This is a genomic window from Hymenobacter sp. DG25B (genome assembly GCF_000801315.1).
In the GTDB taxonomy this organism is placed as follows: Bacteria; Bacteroidota; Bacteroidia; order Cytophagales; family Hymenobacteraceae; genus Hymenobacter.
Genome location: NZ_CP010054.1, coordinates 3,246,139 through 3,262,026 on the forward strand (window position 1 = coordinate 3,246,139; position 15,888 = coordinate 3,262,026).

Here is a 15,888-nt window from a genome sequence, read left to right on the forward strand (position 1 = left end):
GAGAAATTAGAAGCCCACATTCACACCTACCAGCCAGGTTTTAGCCAGTGGTGGGGTGTAGAAATCGTGGCCGAGCAGGTAGCTGGGGCGGCCAAACGTAGTGGTGTTTACTTCGGGGTCGTAGCCATCGTAGTTAGTGATAGTAATCAGGTTCTGACCCGTTACATACACCCGCGCCGACTTCATGAAGCCACGCTTGGCAATTTCGGCCGGAATGGTATAGCCCAGCGTTACGTTTTTGAAGCGGAAGAACGAGCCATCCGAAATCCAGCGAGAGGAAGGAGCCGTGCCGTTGCCATCAGCAAAGCTGGCGCGGGGCACATTGGTGATGTCACCGGGCTTCTGCCAACGCTTTAGCTGGTCCACCGTCTGGTTATCGAAGTAGTCACCGTTTACTGACTGGAACACCCCACCAATGTTGTAGATGTCGTTGCCGTAGGTGAACTGGTTCAGAATGCTCAGGTCAACGCCCTTAAAGCTGAAGGAGTTAGTTAAACCACCCGTGAACTTTGGGTTAGGATCACCTAGTTTTTGCGAGGCTGCGGAACCATAATCGTTGGTTTTCGTGCCATCTTCAGCATAGTACAGCGCATCGCCATTCTCGGGGTCTACGCCGGCGTATTTCACGCCCCAGAATACACCAATTGGTTCACCCTCCCGCACGCGGCCCAGGTTACGGCCGCCAGAGATGATTTCGCCACCGGGCAGCTCGGTAATTTTGTTCCGGTTAGCCGAGATGTTGAAGTTGGTAGACCACTTGAATTCGCCATCAATGTTGCGCGTGTTCAGGCTAAATTCTATGCCGCGGTTCTGCAACGAACCTACGTTCCGGGTTACCGATGGGTAACCACCGGTGTAGGGCAGCTGCAGGTTCAGGAGCAGGTCGGTGGTCTTTTTCTCGTACACGTCTACCTCACCGGAGATGCGGTTATCGAGGAAGCCGAATTCCAGACCCAAGTCGGCCTGAGCCGTATTTTCCCAAGTCAGATCAGGGTTACCCAGGCCCGTAGGCTGAATGCCCGCTACGTCGGCGTAAGGAATAGCCGAGTACAGGCGCCGGAAGGCGAAGTTGCCAATCTCGGCGTTACCCGTGAGGCCGTAGCTGGCACGCAGCTTCAGGAAGTTTAAAATGCCATTCTGGCTCAGGAAATCCTCTTCTGTAATTACCCAGCCAATAGAGCCGGCCGGGAAGGTACCGTAGCGGTTATTTTCGCTGAAGCGCGAGGAGCCGTCTGTACGCACGCTGGCCGAAACCAGGTACTTATTGCGGAACGTGTAGTTGAAACGAGCCAGGTAAGACAGGAAGCTGTAGCCGTTACCGGAGCTGCTGGCACCCGTGATACGGGCAGCCGAGGCAATTTTCTTGAACTGATCGTTCGGGAAGCCCTGCCCCTGAGAGGAGTTAGACTGCTCGTTGTAGCGCTGATAAGAGATACCAGCCAGCACTTCCAGGTTATGAACCTCGTTAAAGGTTTTCAGCCAGGTAGCCGTGTTGTTGGAGGTGAAGTTGGTACCCTGTAGCTGGTTTTGGTAACCATAGCCCGTTGGGGCGCCGTCTTCGGTGAGGCTGCCGTAGTAGAGGCTCTCGTTCAGGTTCAGGAAGTCAACACCGTTTTCGGTGCGCAGCATCAGCCCTTTAATGGGCTCATAGCCCAGGGTAGCCGTGCTAAAAGAACGGTAGGTGCCGGCCCGGTTAGAGGCGTTATCCACGTCTACCAAGCCATTGTAATACAAAGTATTCCGGTTCAGCCCCGTTGGATCGTTAGCGTCATATTGTGCCTGAATTGGCGGCAAGGCGTTCAGCTGTACGGGGTTTGAAAAGGCATTATCATCGGATACCCGGTCGTTCACGGAACGGGTGAAGGACAGGTTCAGGCCCAGCTTCAGTTTATCCGAAATGGAGTGGTCGAAGTTGGTGCGGATAGAGCCCCGACGGTAGCGGTTGCGGATAATAATACCCGTCTGGTCGTTGAAGGTGGTGCTGATGAAAAAGCGGGTTTTGGCATCACCACCCGATACGTTGGCATCGTACTGCTGTACACTTCCTTTCCGGAAAGCTAGGTCGCCCCAGCGGGTGTTTTCCGTGGAGTTCAGATCCAGACCACCTTCTTCTGAAAATACTTCCGCCAAATCCGGGTCTTCGCCATAGTAAAAGTTGATGTAGCCATCGGGGTTCTTGGCGGAGTTCAGAATGGCCTCCGAGAAGAGTTCCTTATACTGATCAGCATTCAGGAATTTCCGGATCCGGGTAGCTTCGCTGCGGCCATAATAGGCGCCCACATTTACGCGGGTTTCGCCGGCGCGGCCTTTTTTGGTAGTTACCAGAATAACGCCGTTGGATGCGCGCGAGCCATAAATGGCCGAGGCGGCGGCATCTTTCAGAATAGTGATGCTCTCGATGTCGTTCGGGTTCAGGTCGGCCATCGGGTTAATGGGCTCCGAGTTGGCGGAGCCTACATCCTGGGAGGTTACCGGAATACCATCAATTACATACAGCGGCTGGTTAGAGGCCGTTACCGACGATGAGCCGCGTACGCGGATCTGCACGCCGGCACCCAGCTTGCCCGAGCCCTGGTTGATTTGCACGCCCGGCGTGCGGCCCTGAATGGCCTGCTCAAAGCTAACGGTGGGCACGTTTTCTACCTCTTTGCTGCTGAGCTGGGTAACAGAGCCCGTGAGTTCCCGCTTGGCTTGTGAGCCGTAGCCGATAACCACGGTTTCGCCCAAGAGCGTTTCGTTGGACTGCAGGCGCACCGTTATGTTGCTTTGCCCGGCCACTGCCACAGTTTGCGCAGTATAGCCAATGGAGCTGAATACCAGGCTGGCGTTTTCCTGCACGGTCAGCGTGAAATTGCCGCTGGCATCGGTGCTGGTGCCATTGGTGGTGCCGCGCTCCAGCACGGTTACACCAGGTAGCCCTGATCCATCACCTGCGGCCGTAACCCGCCCGCTTACGGAACGGGTTTGTGCCCAGGCTGCCACCCCCAGCACCAAATAGAGCACCAGGGTAAGGAGTAGTCTGTGTTTCATGGTAAATGACCTCACGGCCTGATTAAGTGAGAAAAACCTGGTTAGAACAGTTTAAAAATGCCCTTCCCTAATGCGTTTGGCAATACTAAACAATTATGCAGGATTTCAACAGTGTTTAGGACTTTGACTGCCTATTTTGCTGATGCAGACAAGAATCAGAATGCACAGCAAAAAACCCTGTTTATTTGCAGCAACTTAGCTTTATGCCACAGATTCAGTACCTCACGGCCCACGTGGCCATTCAGCGCGCCGCCGAGGCGCTTCAAACGTGCACGCGCATTGGCATCGATCTGGAATTCGATGATATGCGCCACCGCTACGGCCGCAACCTGGCCCTGATTCAGATTTTTGACGGCCAAACCGTTTACCTGATTGACCCGCTACCGCTCACTAACCCGGGCCACGAGCTGGAGCCCCTCTGGGCCATTCTGCGCGACCCGGCCGTGGAAAAGGTATTCCATAGCTGCAAGTCGGATATTTTGCTGCTGGATGAACTCTACAGCGTGCATGTTCGCAACATCACCGACACCAGCGTGCAGTATACCCTGCTGGCCGAGGCCGACAACAACATTTCGCTGGGCCGCCTGATTCAGGCTGAGCTGGGCCTGGAAGTAGACAAAGGCGAGCAGAAATCGAACTGGCTGAAGCGCCCACTTACCGAGGCGCAGAAAGAGTACGCCGCCAATGATGTCATCTACCTGTTTGAGCTGGCCGACCGCCTGGCCGCCAAGCTGGCTGCCCTGGGCCGCACGCACTGGGCAGCCCAGGAAAACGCCGCGCTGGAAGAAGTGCGCTACACCCGCGACGAGCGGCCGTACCTGCGCGTGGCGGGCAAATACCGCATTCAGCCCGATGAAATGCCGCTCTTCCGCGACTTGTACCTGGTGCGCGACCAGATGGCCCGGCAGCTGGACCGCCCGCCCTACATGGTTTTCGCCAACGACCGGCTGGCCGAGCTGGTGCGCGACACCCCGCGCAGTGAGAGTGACTGGAAATCGGCCCGCGGCCTGCACCCGGATCTGAAGCGGGCGCCCTATCTGGAGCGCCTGTCGGCCCTTTCGCCCCACAACTTTGTGCCCACGCCCGAGCCGGCGCCCAGCGCCGAGGGCCGCCGGTTTCCTTTCCGCCGCCGTCTCAACGGGGAAAAAGCAGCCCGCGCCGATGCCCGCGAGCAGCTGCTTCTTCAACTGAAGAACCACATTACGGAAGACGTAAACAGCTACGTGGCCAATCTGGTGCTCTCCAACCGCCTGGTAGCCGACATAGTGGAGCTGGGTGCGGAGCACGTGCTGCGGCCCTGGCAGAAAACCATTCTGCGCGAAACCGCCCAGCGCCACAACCTGGACTACGACCTGGTGGCGCTGCCCTTCTAGACCACCGATTGAACGGCTGTTGAACGGATTAAACTGATGTTTCAACTCCGGGTCAACACAACAAAAAAGCCTCGCAGATTGCGAGGCTTTTTTGTTGTGTGCGTGTGTTCCTTAAGTGGGAGAACAACGCCCATTCACTCACAAAATCCGTGGCTTAGAACTGAGCAGCTTCTGTGCTGCCTACTAAAGCCGCCGTGCTGTTTTTGCCAGCGGAAACCACATTCTGCACCGCATCGAAATAACCAGTGCCTACGAAAGCCTGATGCTTTACGGCTTTGAAGCCGTGCTTCTGCAGAGCAAATTCCCGCTCCTGCAGCTCGGAGTAGCCGGCCATGCCCCGCTCCCGGTACGCCTGCGCTAGCTCAAACATACTGGTATTGAGGGCGTGGAAACCGGCCAACGTAATGAACTGGAATTTATAGCCCAGCGCCGCCAGCTCTTCCCGGAACGTCTCCATCTGTTCCACACTTAGCCGAGAAGCCCAGTTGAAGGATGGCGAGCAGTTGTAGGCCAGCAGTTTGCCGGGGTATTGGGCATGAATGCCTTCGGCGAACTGCCGGGCCTGTTCCAGATCGGGGTGCGAGGTTTCCATCCAGATCAGGTCGGCGTAGGGGGCATAGGCCAGGCCGCGGGCAATGCAGGCTTCCACGCCGCAGCGCACCCGGTAGAAACCTTCGCTGGTGCGCTCCGCCTCCTGCAGCACGAAAGGCTTGTCACGGGGGTCTACATCAGCCGTGAGCAGGTCGGCGGCATCGGCATCGGTGCGGGCCACAATGAGGGTGGGCACGCCCAACACATCGGCGGCCAGGCGGGCGGCTACCAGCTTCTGCACGGCTTCCTGGGTGGGCACCAGTACCTTGCCGCCCAGGTGGCCGCACTTCTTGGCCGATGACAATTGATCCTCAAAATGCACGCCGGCGGCCCCGGCCTCAATCATCATCTTCATCAACTCAAACGCATTCAGGTTGCCGCCAAAACCGGCTTCGGCATCGGCCACAATAGGCACCATCCAGTGCACGTCCCCATCACCGGAAAGGTTCTGAATCTGGTCGGCGCGGAGCAGGGCGTTGTTGATGCGGCGCACTACGCTGGGCACGCTGTCTACGGGGTACAGGCTTTGGTCGGGGTACATCTGGCCGGCACCGTTGGCATCGGCGGCCACCTGCCAGCCAGACAGGTAAATGGCATTAAGTCCCGCCTGTACTTCCTGCACGGCCTGGTTGCCGGTGAGGGCGCCTAAGCCGGCCACGTAGGGTTGGGTATGCAGCTGCTGCCACAGGCGCTCTGCCCCCTGGCGGGCCAGCGAGTACTCAATCTTCACGGAGCCCTGCAGCTTTACTACATCCTCGGCGGTGTAGGGGCGTTTCACGCCATTCCAGCGGGGATTCTGGGCCCAGTCCTGGGTAATGGCGGCAATGCGTTCCTGCTTGTTCATGGGGAGTTGGGTTGGGAATGAAAAGGGTTAGGAAAAGGCAAGGCGCTGCCCGACCGGCGCGTGGGCGGCATTTTTTATGCAAAGCGAAAAGGGGAATTGGAACCCTGGTTCCCCTCCTTTTTAAGGAGGGGTGCCCGCAGGGCGGGGCAGTAAAGTCGTTGTTTAGCTGAACAGGCTTGCAGAGGGGTAGCCCGACATCTCACCCGCTTCGGCTGTCATCCTGACGAAGGAAGGACCTTCTCCCGCCGGAACAAGTAGTTATTCCGTGAGTCGGGCAGCCAGGGTAAGGTCCTTCGCCAGCTCAGGATGACAGATAGTGGGGCAACGTCAGCATGCGAGATATCTCGATAAGCTCGACATGACTAAAACGAGTTTTTCATCAATTCTCACGCACTTAAGCCAGCTGCTCATAGGCGGGAATGGTCAGAAATTCCACAAACTTTTCACTGGTTACCAGCCGGTCGAACAGGCGGGCGGCTTCCAGGTAGCGGCCTTTCTCAAACTGCTCCTCTCCTACCAGTGCTTTAATTTTCTCCAGCTGACCCGGCACCAGGGAGCGGTACAGATCCAGGGTTACGGCGCGGCCATCGGTGAGCGTGGTACCGGGCGTGTGCACCCACTGCCACACCTGCGCCCGGCTTATTTCGGCGGTGGCGGCGTCTTCCATCAGGTTATATATCGGCACGCAGCCGTTGCCCCGCAGCCAGGACTCAATGTACTGAATGGCTACGTCGATGTTCAGCTTCAGGCCTTCTTCCGTGATGGTGCCTTCGGGGGCCTGCACCAGGTCGGCGGCTGTTACCTGCACGTCTTCGCGCTTGTTGTCAATCTGGTTGGGGCCGGGCATCAGCTCATTAAACACATCCAGGGCCACCGGTACCAGCCCAGGGTGTGCTACCCAGGTGCCATCGTGGCCGTTTTTGGCCTCGCGCACTTTATCCAGGCGTACTTTCTCCAGGGCTGCTTCGTTAGCCTCGGGGTTGTTTTTGATGGGAATTTGGGCCGCCATGCCGCCGATGGCGTGCACCCCGCGGCGGTGGCAGGTCTGGATAACCAGCTGCGAGTAGGCGGCCATAAAAGGCACCGCCATGGTTACCTGGGCACGGTCGGGCAGGCGGAATTCGGGCTTCAAGCCCAGCCGCTTGATGTAGGAAAAGATATAGTCCCAGCGGCCGCAGTTGAGGCCGGCGCTGTGCTCGCGCAGCTCATACAGGATTTCGTTCAGCTCGAAAGCGGCGGGCAGTGTTTCAATCAGCACGGTAGCCTTAATGCTGCACTTAGGCAGCTTCAACGACCATTGCGCAAACCCGAACACATCATTCCACAGGCGTGCTTCCAGGTGATTTTCAATTTTGGGCAGGTAGAAATATGGGGCGCTGCCGCGGGCGCACAGTTCGTGGGCATTATGGAAGTAGTACAGGCCGAAATCGAACAAAGAGGCGCAAATGGGCTCACCGTCTACCAGCACGTGTTTTTCTACCAGGTGCCAGCCGCGGGGGCGCACTACCAGGGTGGCGGTTTCCTCATTCAGCTTGTACTCTTTAGCCGGCGTGCTCAGGCTAATGGTACGGCGCACGGCGTCGCGCAGGTTGCGCTGGCCTTCCACTACATTCTCCCAGGTGGGCGCGTTGGAATCTTCCAGATCAGCCATAAACACCTTGGCGCCGGAGTTCAGGGCGTTGATCATCATTTTCCGGTCTACGGGGCCGGTAATTTCCACGCGGCGGTCCTGCAAATCGTCCGGAATGGGCGCTACCGTCCAGGGCTTTTCCCGGATCAGGCGGGTTTCCGGGAGAAAGTCGGGCAGCTTGCCGGCCTCAAACTCCAGCTGCCGCGCTTCCCGGCGGGCCAGCAAATGCTGGCGCGTGGGGTCGAAACGTCGGTGCAGCTCGGCCACAAAGGCCAGCGCCGAGGGCGTGAGGATGGCCGCATACTCCGGCTTGAAGGCTCCGGTTACCCGTACGCGCTCCGGCGTAAGGTAAACAGACTCGGGTGCTACTGTCTGGGGTTCAGCAAAGGGCGACATATGCGGGGAGTTTGAAAGTGAGACAGTTGAGGAACTGACCAAACATACGAAAGCGAATTTTTACAAACAAGCGAATATTCGCTAATTATATTGAATCGCTAAATCCTGTTAATTTTGAGGGTTATTAGGTGCTAGGCTGAGACGGTGTTCTAAAATCCGTGTTACTTGCAGGCTAGTCCTCCGTACTTCTGCTCCTCTTTCTTTCGCCTATGCTTAGTCACGGCCAGGTTGTTCGCCTGATTTTTGGTCTTAAACTGCGCGAGCTGCGTCAGGAACGCGGCTTTACCCCCGCCGAGCTGGCCCGGGCCTGCGACGTTTCCGTGTCGTACCTCAATGAGATTGAGAAGGGCAAGAAGTACCCTAAGGCGGATAAGATTCTCAGCATGAGCAAGGTGCTGGGCGTGAGCTACGATCAGCTGACCTCGCTTACGCTAAGCCGCCGCCTGGAGCCCATTTCCCAACTCCTGCAGTCTGATGTGCTGAAGGAGTTTCCGCTGGAGATGTTCGGGCTGGAGCCCATTCGCATTGTGGAGCTCATTGCCGATGCGCCGGCCAAGATGAATGCCTTCATCAGCACGCTCTTCGAAATAGCCCGCAACTACGAGCTGCGCCAGGAAAACTTTTTCCTGGCCGCGCTGCGCTCCTACCAGGAAATGCACGACAACTACTTTGAAGAGCTGGAGCAGGACGTGCGCACCTTCATTGTAGAAGAGCAGCTAAGCTCTGTTGCGCCCTTTGATACCACCCAGCTGGAGCGCGTGCTGGTGGAGAAATACGGCTATACCATTGACCGCACCACCCTGGGCGATTATGGCTCTTTGGGCCGCCTGCGCTCGGTGTATCAGCCCAAGCTGAGCCGCCTGTTGCTGCGCCCCGGCCTCACGCGGGCCCAGGAGTCGTTTGTGCTGGGCCGGGAGGTGGCTTTCAACTACCTCAGCCTGAAGGAGCGGCCCAACGTGAATGCCAACTTTCTGGTGCGCTCTTTTGATGAAGTGCTGAACAACTTTAAGGCATCTTATTTTGCCAGCGCCCTGTTGATGGAGGAAGACAGCCTGGTGCGCGACGTGCAGCAGTTTTTTGCCGCCGACCACTGGGACCCCAACCGCCTGCTGGATTTGCTTACCAAGTATGGGGTGTCGCCGGAGATGTTCATGCAGCGCATCACCAACCTGCTGCCCCGCCATTTTGGGCTGCAAAGCCTGTTTTTCCTGCGTTTCGACCAAGCCAAGGCCAATGCGCCTTATGTGCTGACCAAGGAGCTGCACCTCTCCCGCCTGCACAACCCCCACGGCAACGAGCTGCACGAGCACTACTGCCGCCGCTGGATTTCCCTGCGCCTCATTCATGAATGCCGGAGCGTGGCCCTGCGCCAGGCGCCCGCCTTCAGCATTGGAGCCCAACGCTCCCGCTACCCCAACGAGGACGAGTACCTGTGCCTCACGCTGGCCCGCGCCGGCACGGCCGTAGAACCCGCCGTGAGCGTAACGGTAGGTTTGCTCTGCGACGATAACCTGCGCAATAAAGTCCGGTTCCTGGATGACCCGGCCATTGTGCAGAAGCGCGTAAACGAAACCTGCGAGCGGTGCCAGATTCCGGACTGCGAAGTGCGGGCGGCTCCGCCAGTGGAGGTAGAGCGGCGCGAACGGCGCGAGCAGTTGCGCGAGGCCATTTCCAACCTGGTAAACGCCGGCTAAGCAGACTTCGGCTTATCTTTATAGCCTGGTAACAGGTAACAGTTGAGGTATTGAGGGCTTTTTTGAGACGTTTGGGTTGGGTGGTGCTGGCTTTCGCGCTGCTGGCCGGTAGCTGGGCGGGCTACCAAGGCTGGCGCGTGTGGTGGCAGCCAAACGTAAAGCCTTCAGCGGAGGGTCCGGCTTACCTGTTTATCCGCACCGGCGCTACGTTTCGGGAGGTAATGGATACCCTGGCCCGGCAGGACCTGCTACAGGATACTGCTACGTTTCGGTGGCTGGCCGTGCGGCGGGGCTACCCGGTGCAGGTACGGCCGGGGCGCTACCTGCTCACGCCGGAGCTAAGCAATAAGAAGCTGCTCGATATGCTGCTCAGCGGCCACCAGGATACGCTGGAGTTCGAGCTCAATGCGTTCAAATATAAGCCCCATCTGGCCCGCCAGATCAGCCGCCAGCTGGAAGCCGACTCCGCCAGCCTGCGCCTTTTGCTGGCCGATAATGCGTTTTTGCAGCGCACCTATCAGCTCGATACTACTACTATCTTAACCCTGTTTCTGCCCGGCAGCTACCGGCTGGTCTGGAATACCTTGGCCCGGCAGTTTCTGGATTCAGCCGCCGCCACGCACCGGCGGTTCTGGACGCCCCGCCGCCAGCAGCAGGCCGATTCGCTGGGCCTCTCCCCGGCGCAGGTGCACGTGCTGGCCAGCATTGTGCAGCGCGAAACCGCTAAGAAGGAAGACAAACCCGTTATTGCCGGGGTGTATCTCAACCGCCTGCGCCGCGGTATGCGCCTGCAGGCCGACCCTACCCTGCTCTGGGCCATTGGCAATTTTGGTGTGAAGCGCGTCCTGAACAAGGATAAGCTGGTAGACTCGCCCTACAACACCTACAAGCACAAAGGTCTGCCACCTGGCCCCATTACCTCTGCCAACCGCCAGAGCTTGGATGCCGTGCTGCAGCCGGCTGCCCACCGCTACCTGTTCTTCTGCGCCCGCCCCGACCGCAGCGGCTTTTCCGACTTCGCCGAAACCTTTGGGCAGCATAAGTACAACGCCCGCCGCTACCAGCACATGCTGGATAGCCTCCGTATTCTGCGCTAACTCGGTTTTACGGAATGCGCACAATGCGCAGGGAAGGGCCCATTTTCAGGGCCAGTTGCTGGCGGCGCAGGGTTTCTTCATAGCCCAGGCCGGTAAACTCGGAATGCTCCAGAAACAGTAGCGGCGACAACAGCAGGGGCTCGGTAAACTCCGCTGCAGCCGGCAGCTTTTCCAGCCCGGAAAAGTTGTTGATTCCGGTTACCAGCCGGTAGCCATCCAGCACCACATACTGCACGCCAGCCGCCCGTAGGGCTGGCAGCTGGTTTTCGTTGCTGATGACCTCCACCTGAATGCCCGCCGGAGCCGCGAATGGCAGCAGCGCATTGCTGACAGTGCTGGCCACCCGCCGCTGCCCGTGTTCCTGCAGCCAATGCGCTACCTGCTGGTACTGCGTAGGAGTATAGCGGTAGATATGGTGTTGCAACCGCAGCAGATTCCCCCCGATGACCAGCAACGAAAGCCCTACCAAAATTCCGGCCCTTACCGCCACGCTTAACCGCTGCTGCATGATGGCGGAGCTCAACAGATGCCGCAGAACCAGAAAACCCAGGGCCGCAAACAGACCATAAGCAAACAGCAACCCGCGCGGCGCCTTCAGAATCAAAGACATACCACCCAGAAACAGCCAGGCCCAGATCAGCAGATACACGGACAGCGTAAGGCCCTTGCGCCAGGCACGCAGCTCCGGCCAGAATACTACCGGTGTCAGCAGCAAACCCGCCATGAGTAACGGCGACTCAAACTGCAATAGCAGCCGGGGGTAGTACCATAAATCCAGGCGCACATTGCCAGCGCGGCCGGCTTCATTCATGGCCGAGGGCCACAGGATACCGGCATAGGTGGCCAGCCAGCGGTACCAGGGCAGAATAGTAAGCCCCGTAACCAGGATGCCCAGCACCAGAAAAGGCGCCGCCAGAATGGCCATTACGCGCCAGGCATTGCCGCGCTGCCAGAGTAACCCATCGGCCTGCAGTATTTCAAAGGCCCCCAGAATGGGAAACGTTAGCAGGAATTTGTAGTTGATGCACAAGCCGGCAGCCAACCACAGCGCCACTCGCAGCAGCGCCTGCCGGCTGGGTTGCTGCAGCCGTTCGTAATAGGCGCGCAGCAGCTCGCCAAAAAGCAGTAGGCTGGCCGAGCTCATGGTGAAGTCGCGGCCGGAAAAGGTGAGCGTGGTGCAGGTACCGATGAGCAGGACCAGCAAGGCCGTTTCGAAGCCCCGCAGCCGGGCATAGCGCGCTACAAAAGCTGCCAGGCGCCCCACGGCTACCACGGCCAGCAGCGCATTCAGATACAGAAACCAGTGAAAATCGGGCTGCAGGGCGGCCACCGGGGCAAAGACTAGGTAGAAGCCGGGGCTGGCATGATGAAAGATATTCCGCAGATTGCCCTGCGCCACTTCCTGCACAATCTGCCAGTTGCGCACGGAGTCATAGTCGGGTAAAGCGGCTTGGGGCAGGCCGTGCAAGCGGGTGGCGGCCAGCAGCAGTAAGGCAGGCAGCAGCCAAAGCAAGGTTTTCGGGGAGAATTTGTCGTTTTTCGCGTCGGGCATGGCCGTCAGGTTGAAATCTGCCCACGAAATACGCAAAACAAACCACTTCCCTCTTTCTTATGCGTGCAGTTATTCAACGGGTGCGGCAGGCCAGCGTGACGGTAGAAGGCCGCGTAACCGGCGAAATCGGGCCGGGCTTGCTGGTACTGGCCGGCTTCGCCCCCGACGACGACACCCGCTCCCTGGACTGGATGGCCCGCAAACTGGTGCAGTTGCGCATTTTCTCCGACGAGGAAGGCAAGATGAATCGCAGCGTGCAGGACATAAACGGCCAGGTTCTGGTGGTCAGTCAGTTTACGCTGCTGGCCGATGCCCGCAAGGGTAACCGCCCCAGCTACATTGGCGCCGCCCCGCCGCCCATTGCCATTCCGCTCTACGAGCAGTTTGTGCAAATGCTGGAGCACCTCCTGGGCCAGCCCGTGCCCACCGGCGAGTTTGGGGCCGATATGCAGGTCAGCCTGCTCAATGATGGCCCGGTAACTATTGTGCTGGATTCGCCTGCGGCCAATTAATAATGCTTTTATATCAAAAACCCACCTGTCATCCTGAGCAAAGCGAAGGACCTTCCTCTCTACTACCTCAAAAGCCCTTTCAACGCACAAACCCTTCCCACGGGACTAGTAAAGAGTTTGGTGCATTGATTTAACTGCATCACAAAGGCGAGGAAGGTCCTTCGCTTTGCTCAGGATGACAAGTGGGTTTTAAATTTCTCACTTCCAATATCTCCCTCAATCATGACTATCGAAGAAGCGCAGAAAACCGTGGATACCTGGATTCAGACCACCGGCGTGCGGTATTTCAATGAGCTGACCAACATGGCCATGCTTACAGAAGAGGTGGGCGAAGTGGCCCGCATCATTGCCCGGCAGTACGGCGAACAGTCGTTCAAGGAATCGGATAAAGACAAGGTGCTGGCCGACGAGCTGGCCGATGTGCTTTTCGTGGTTATCTGCCTGGCCAACCAGACCGGCGTAAACCTGACCGAGGCCCTGCAACGCAACCTGGAAAAGAAAACCCAGCGCGACGCTATCCGCCATCAGCAAAACGAAAAGCTGCACTAAGCCAGCTGTTCCGGTCGGTACTTAGTCCACCACAATCCGACCATCACGGAAGAGCGGCACCACTGCGTATTCATCCTGGCGCACGCAGAACTCCATATCCTTGTGCGACTCCAGACTATTGAGGCGGCGCACGTGGGCTGATTTAAGCAGGTAACCGGCTACATCGGGCTTGGCGGCCTGCCAGAGGTCCAGGGCGGCCAGGGTGGCATCGGAACTGCTTACGTCAAAGGAATCAGCCAGCCGCTCGGCCAGGGCGCCCCCGAAAATGGTATCTTCCAGGCAGAACTTGCCTTTCCAGCCGGCGCATACTACTACCACATCTTTCTGCTGCCGGCGCAGAAAATCGGCCACAGCTTCCAGGTTCAGGAACGCGCCTACTACCACGGCATCGGCGGGGCGGGAAAGCTGCAGGGCGCGGGTGCCGTTGGTGGTGGTAATGGCCACGCAACGGCCCTGCACGGGTACTATCCCATCGAGGTAACCGAAGGGCGAGTTACCCAGATCAACGCCTTCGGCCTGCCGGCCGTCGCGCTCCGCGGCCGTGATGTAGCCTTGCGCGGCCATGGCCTGACATTCCGGCAGCTCACTTAGCGGCACCAGGTGCGTTACGCCGTTGGCCAGCGCCGTAACAATGCTGGAGGTAGCGCGCAGGATATCCACCACCACCGCCACGCGGCCTTTCAAATCATACAAGGGCAGCAGCTCCGGGGAAAAGCAAATATCAAGGGTCGGCATACGGGCGTATCAAGAAATAAAAAAGTGTCATCCTGACGAAGGAAGGACCTTATCCCGCAAGAACGATTAGCGTTTCGTTCTGCGGGGATAAGGTCCTTCCTTCGTCAGGATGACAGAGAAAAAGAAATGAAGCCTATGCTTCTTCCGTGCCGGGCACGAAGGGCAGCTTTACCACGGTAGCGGGCTGGTTTTTGCCGCGAATCTGGACGAAGATTTTGCTGCCGGGCGCGCTTAGCTCGGTCTTCACGTAGCCCAGGCCAATGCCTTTGCTGAGCGAAGGCGACTGGGTGCCGGAGGTAACCTCGCCTACTTTCTCACCGGCTTCGTTCACCAGCTCATAGTGGCTGCGCGGAATGCCGGGGCCGTCCATCAGGAAGCCTACCAGCTTGCGCTGCACGCCCTGCTCCTTCTGCTGCTTAAGCGCAGCGGAATTGGTGAAATCTTTGGTGAACTTGGTGATCCAGCCCAGGCCGCCTTCCAGGGGAGACGTGTGGTCGTCAATATCATTGCCGTAGAGGCAGTAGCCCATTTCCAGACGCAGCGTGTCGCGCGCACCCAGGCCAATGGGTTTCAGGCCGTAAGGCTGGCCGGCTTCCAGGATTTTGTCCCACACCTGCTTGGCGTGCTCATTGGGAATATACAGCTCAAAGCCGCCCGCGCCGGTGTAGCCCGTGGCCGAGATGATGACGTCAGGAGCGCCCGCAAACGTGCCCTTCACAAAGGAGTAATAGGGAATGCTGCTCAGGTCGGTGTCGGTGAGGGACTGCAGCGCGGCAATGGCTTTGGGACCCTGCACGGCAAACAGGCTCATTTCGTCCGAGAGGTTTTCCATCTCGGCGCCTTTGGTGTTGTGCTGCTGAATCCAGTTCCAGTCTTTGCTGATGTTGGAAGCGTTTACCACCAGCAGGTAGTCTTCCTCGGCCAGCTTATACACCAGCAGGTCGTCTACAATACCGCCTTCGTTGTTGGGCAGGCAGGAGTACTGGGCTTTGCCGGGCGTGAGCTTGCTGGCGTCGTTGCTGGTTACGCGCTGAATCAGGTCCAGGGCCTGGGGGCCGTGTACCCGGAACTCGCCCATGTGCGACACATCGAAAATGCCCACGGCCCGGCGCACAGTATGATGCTCTTCGAGGTCGGAGGAGTAGCGCACGGGCATGTTGTAGCCGGCAAAGGGCACCATTTTAGCGCCCAGCTGCTGGTGCACATCATTGAGGGCAACGGTTTTCAGATCTTCGGCCATTCGGGAAAAGAAGAAGGTGGGTGAGGAATCGGGGGAGGATATGGGGGGTTGCCGGCGGCCCGGCAAAAGCCGGGGTAAAATTAGCCAAAAGTAGCGGGCCAGGCAGCTTTTCAGGGAAGGCATTATCTTTGTGGCCCGGCAGTCGGCTTGTTCTTCCATCTGCTGAACCCACCTACCTACAGCCTGGCCGCTTTGTTTTGGCCGCTTCTCCCGCGGTATTCCTCCTTTCCGGCTACCGATCAGCAAGCCTACCTAACTACCTATGAGCAACGAACTGAAACAGGATTTTGAGACGGCTACCGTAAAGCATCTGCTTTTTAAATCGAAGCTGCGCTCTTTCCTGCATGGTTCCAACACGGATGAAGCCCCTATCCGGGACCCGGAAGTATGCTTGCTGGGCCAGTGGATCCGCAACCATGGTTTGCCGGTGTATGGGCAGCTGCGCGAAACCCAGCAGCTGGACCGCCAGCATCGGCTGGTGCATCAGGTAGCCAGCCGCTTAATGGATTTAAAGCTGGCCGGCCGCTCTGAGGAGGCACTGGCAGGTTTTGCCGAAATTGAAGCAGTTTCGGAGAAAATAGTGCTACTGCTCCAAACCATGCAGCAAAAGCTGCGTAACGGCGCCTAATTCAGGCCGGGCTCTCA

At 58.2% G+C, this 15,888-nt stretch carries 12 protein-coding genes; 6 read left to right on the top strand and 6 right to left on the bottom strand.

All coding sequences use genetic code 11. The features are described 5' to 3' along the window. Window positions 1–6: 6 nt before the first annotated feature. Window positions 7–3,030 (bottom strand): SusC/RagA family TonB-linked outer membrane protein, encoded by a 3,024-nt coding sequence (locus tag PK28_RS13955; protein WP_044514821.1) that lies wholly within the window; start codon window positions 3,028–3,030, stop codon window positions 7–9. Between the two features lie 203 nt (window positions 3,031–3,233). On the opposite strand from PK28_RS13955, the gene PK28_RS13960 reads away from it, so the two are divergent. Continuing rightward, complete coding sequence (locus PK28_RS13960) at window positions 3,234–4,403, top strand: ribonuclease D (RefSeq protein ID WP_048826065.1); 1,170 nt, start codon at window positions 3,234–3,236, stop codon at window positions 4,401–4,403. 154 nt (window positions 4,404–4,557) lie between these two features. Here PK28_RS13960 and aceA read toward each other — a convergent pair whose 3' ends face one another. Both aceA and aceB read right to left on the bottom strand, forming a co-directional pair. Further along, a complete protein-coding gene (gene aceA, locus PK28_RS13965) occupies window positions 4,558–5,838 on the bottom strand; it encodes an isocitrate lyase (RefSeq protein WP_044514823.1) in 1,281 nt (426 codons plus the stop codon). 394 nt (window positions 5,839–6,232) lie between these two features. Further along, complete coding sequence (gene aceB, locus PK28_RS13970) at window positions 6,233–7,864, bottom strand: malate synthase A (RefSeq protein ID WP_044514825.1); 1,632 nt, start codon at window positions 7,862–7,864, stop codon at window positions 6,233–6,235. A gap of 209 nt (window positions 7,865–8,073) precedes the next feature. On the opposite strand from aceB, the gene PK28_RS13975 reads away from it, so the two are divergent. Together PK28_RS13975 and mltG are read left to right on the top strand one after the other, a co-directional pair. Then, complete coding sequence (locus tag PK28_RS13975; protein ID WP_044514828.1) at window positions 8,074–9,558, top strand: helix-turn-helix domain-containing protein; 1,485 nt, start codon at window positions 8,074–8,076, stop codon at window positions 9,556–9,558. Between the two features lie 62 nt (window positions 9,559–9,620). Next, entirely contained in the window at window positions 9,621–10,655 is a 1,035-nt protein-coding gene (mltG, locus tag PK28_RS13980; protein ID WP_197070420.1) for an endolytic transglycosylase MltG, read from the top strand. 7 nt (window positions 10,656–10,662) lie between these two features. Here the strand turns inward: mltG and PK28_RS13985 are convergent, their stop codons facing one another. Further along, window positions 10,663–12,207: a glycosyltransferase family protein gene (locus tag PK28_RS13985; protein WP_156126396.1), complete on the bottom strand. Its 1,545-nt coding sequence runs from the start codon at window positions 12,205–12,207 to the stop codon at window positions 10,663–10,665. A 59-nt stretch (window positions 12,208–12,266) separates the two neighbouring features. On the opposite strand from PK28_RS13985, the gene dtd reads away from it, so the two are divergent. Both dtd and PK28_RS13995 read left to right on the top strand, forming a co-directional pair. Next, window positions 12,267–12,719, top strand: coding sequence for a D-aminoacyl-tRNA deacylase (dtd, locus tag PK28_RS13990; protein ID WP_044514836.1), 453 nt, complete (start codon window positions 12,267–12,269; stop codon window positions 12,717–12,719). Window positions 12,720–12,941: 222 nt separating this feature from the next. After that, entirely contained in the window at window positions 12,942–13,268 is a 327-nt protein-coding gene (locus tag PK28_RS13995) for a nucleotide pyrophosphohydrolase (protein WP_044514839.1), read from the top strand. Between the two features lie 21 nt (window positions 13,269–13,289). Here PK28_RS13995 and PK28_RS14000 read toward each other — a convergent pair whose 3' ends face one another. Both PK28_RS14000 and gcvT read right to left on the bottom strand, forming a co-directional pair. Beyond that, window positions 13,290–14,003 (bottom strand): 2-phosphosulfolactate phosphatase, encoded by a 714-nt coding sequence (locus PK28_RS14000; protein WP_044514841.1) that lies wholly within the window; start codon window positions 14,001–14,003, stop codon window positions 13,290–13,292. A 133-nt stretch (window positions 14,004–14,136) separates the two neighbouring features. Beyond that, window positions 14,137–15,243 carry a glycine cleavage system aminomethyltransferase GcvT gene (gene gcvT / locus PK28_RS14005; RefSeq protein WP_044517192.1) on the bottom strand — a complete coding sequence of 369 codons (1,107 nt, stop codon included), beginning with the start codon at window positions 15,241–15,243 and terminating at the stop codon, window positions 14,137–14,139. A gap of 262 nt (window positions 15,244–15,505) precedes the next feature. On the opposite strand from gcvT, the gene PK28_RS14010 reads away from it, so the two are divergent. Beyond that, the gene (locus tag PK28_RS14010; RefSeq protein WP_044514843.1) at window positions 15,506–15,871 is read left to right on the top strand and encodes a CZB domain-containing protein; all 366 of its coding nucleotides are present in this window, start codon (window positions 15,506–15,508) and stop codon (window positions 15,869–15,871) included. Window positions 15,872–15,888: the final 17 nt, after the last annotated feature.

Coding starts and splice junctions, on each gene's coding strand:
- PK28_RS13955 (WP_044514821.1), bottom strand. CDS start 3,030: ATGAAACACAGACTACTCCTTACCCTGGTGCTCTATTTGGTGCTGGGG.
- PK28_RS13960 (WP_048826065.1), top strand. CDS start 3,234: ATGCCACAGATTCAGTACCTCACGGCCCACGTGGCCATTCAGCGCGCC.
- aceA (WP_044514823.1), bottom strand. CDS start 5,838: ATGAACAAGCAGGAACGCATTGCCGCCATTACCCAGGACTGGGCCCAG.
- aceB (WP_044514825.1), bottom strand. CDS start 7,864: ATGTCGCCCTTTGCTGAACCCCAGACAGTAGCACCCGAGTCTGTTTAC.
- PK28_RS13975 (WP_044514828.1), top strand. CDS start 8,074: ATGCTTAGTCACGGCCAGGTTGTTCGCCTGATTTTTGGTCTTAAACTG.
- PK28_RS13985 (WP_156126396.1), bottom strand. CDS start 12,207: ATGCCCGACGCGAAAAACGACAAATTCTCCCCGAAAACCTTGCTTTGG.
- dtd (WP_044514836.1), top strand. CDS start 12,267: ATGCGTGCAGTTATTCAACGGGTGCGGCAGGCCAGCGTGACGGTAGAA.
- PK28_RS13995 (WP_044514839.1), top strand. CDS start 12,942: ATGACTATCGAAGAAGCGCAGAAAACCGTGGATACCTGGATTCAGACC.
- PK28_RS14000 (WP_044514841.1), bottom strand. CDS start 14,003: ATGCCGACCCTTGATATTTGCTTTTCCCCGGAGCTGCTGCCCTTGTAT.
- gcvT (WP_044517192.1), bottom strand. CDS start 15,243: ATGGCCGAAGATCTGAAAACCGTTGCCCTCAATGATGTGCACCAGCAG.
- PK28_RS14010 (WP_044514843.1), top strand. CDS start 15,506: ATGAGCAACGAACTGAAACAGGATTTTGAGACGGCTACCGTAAAGCAT.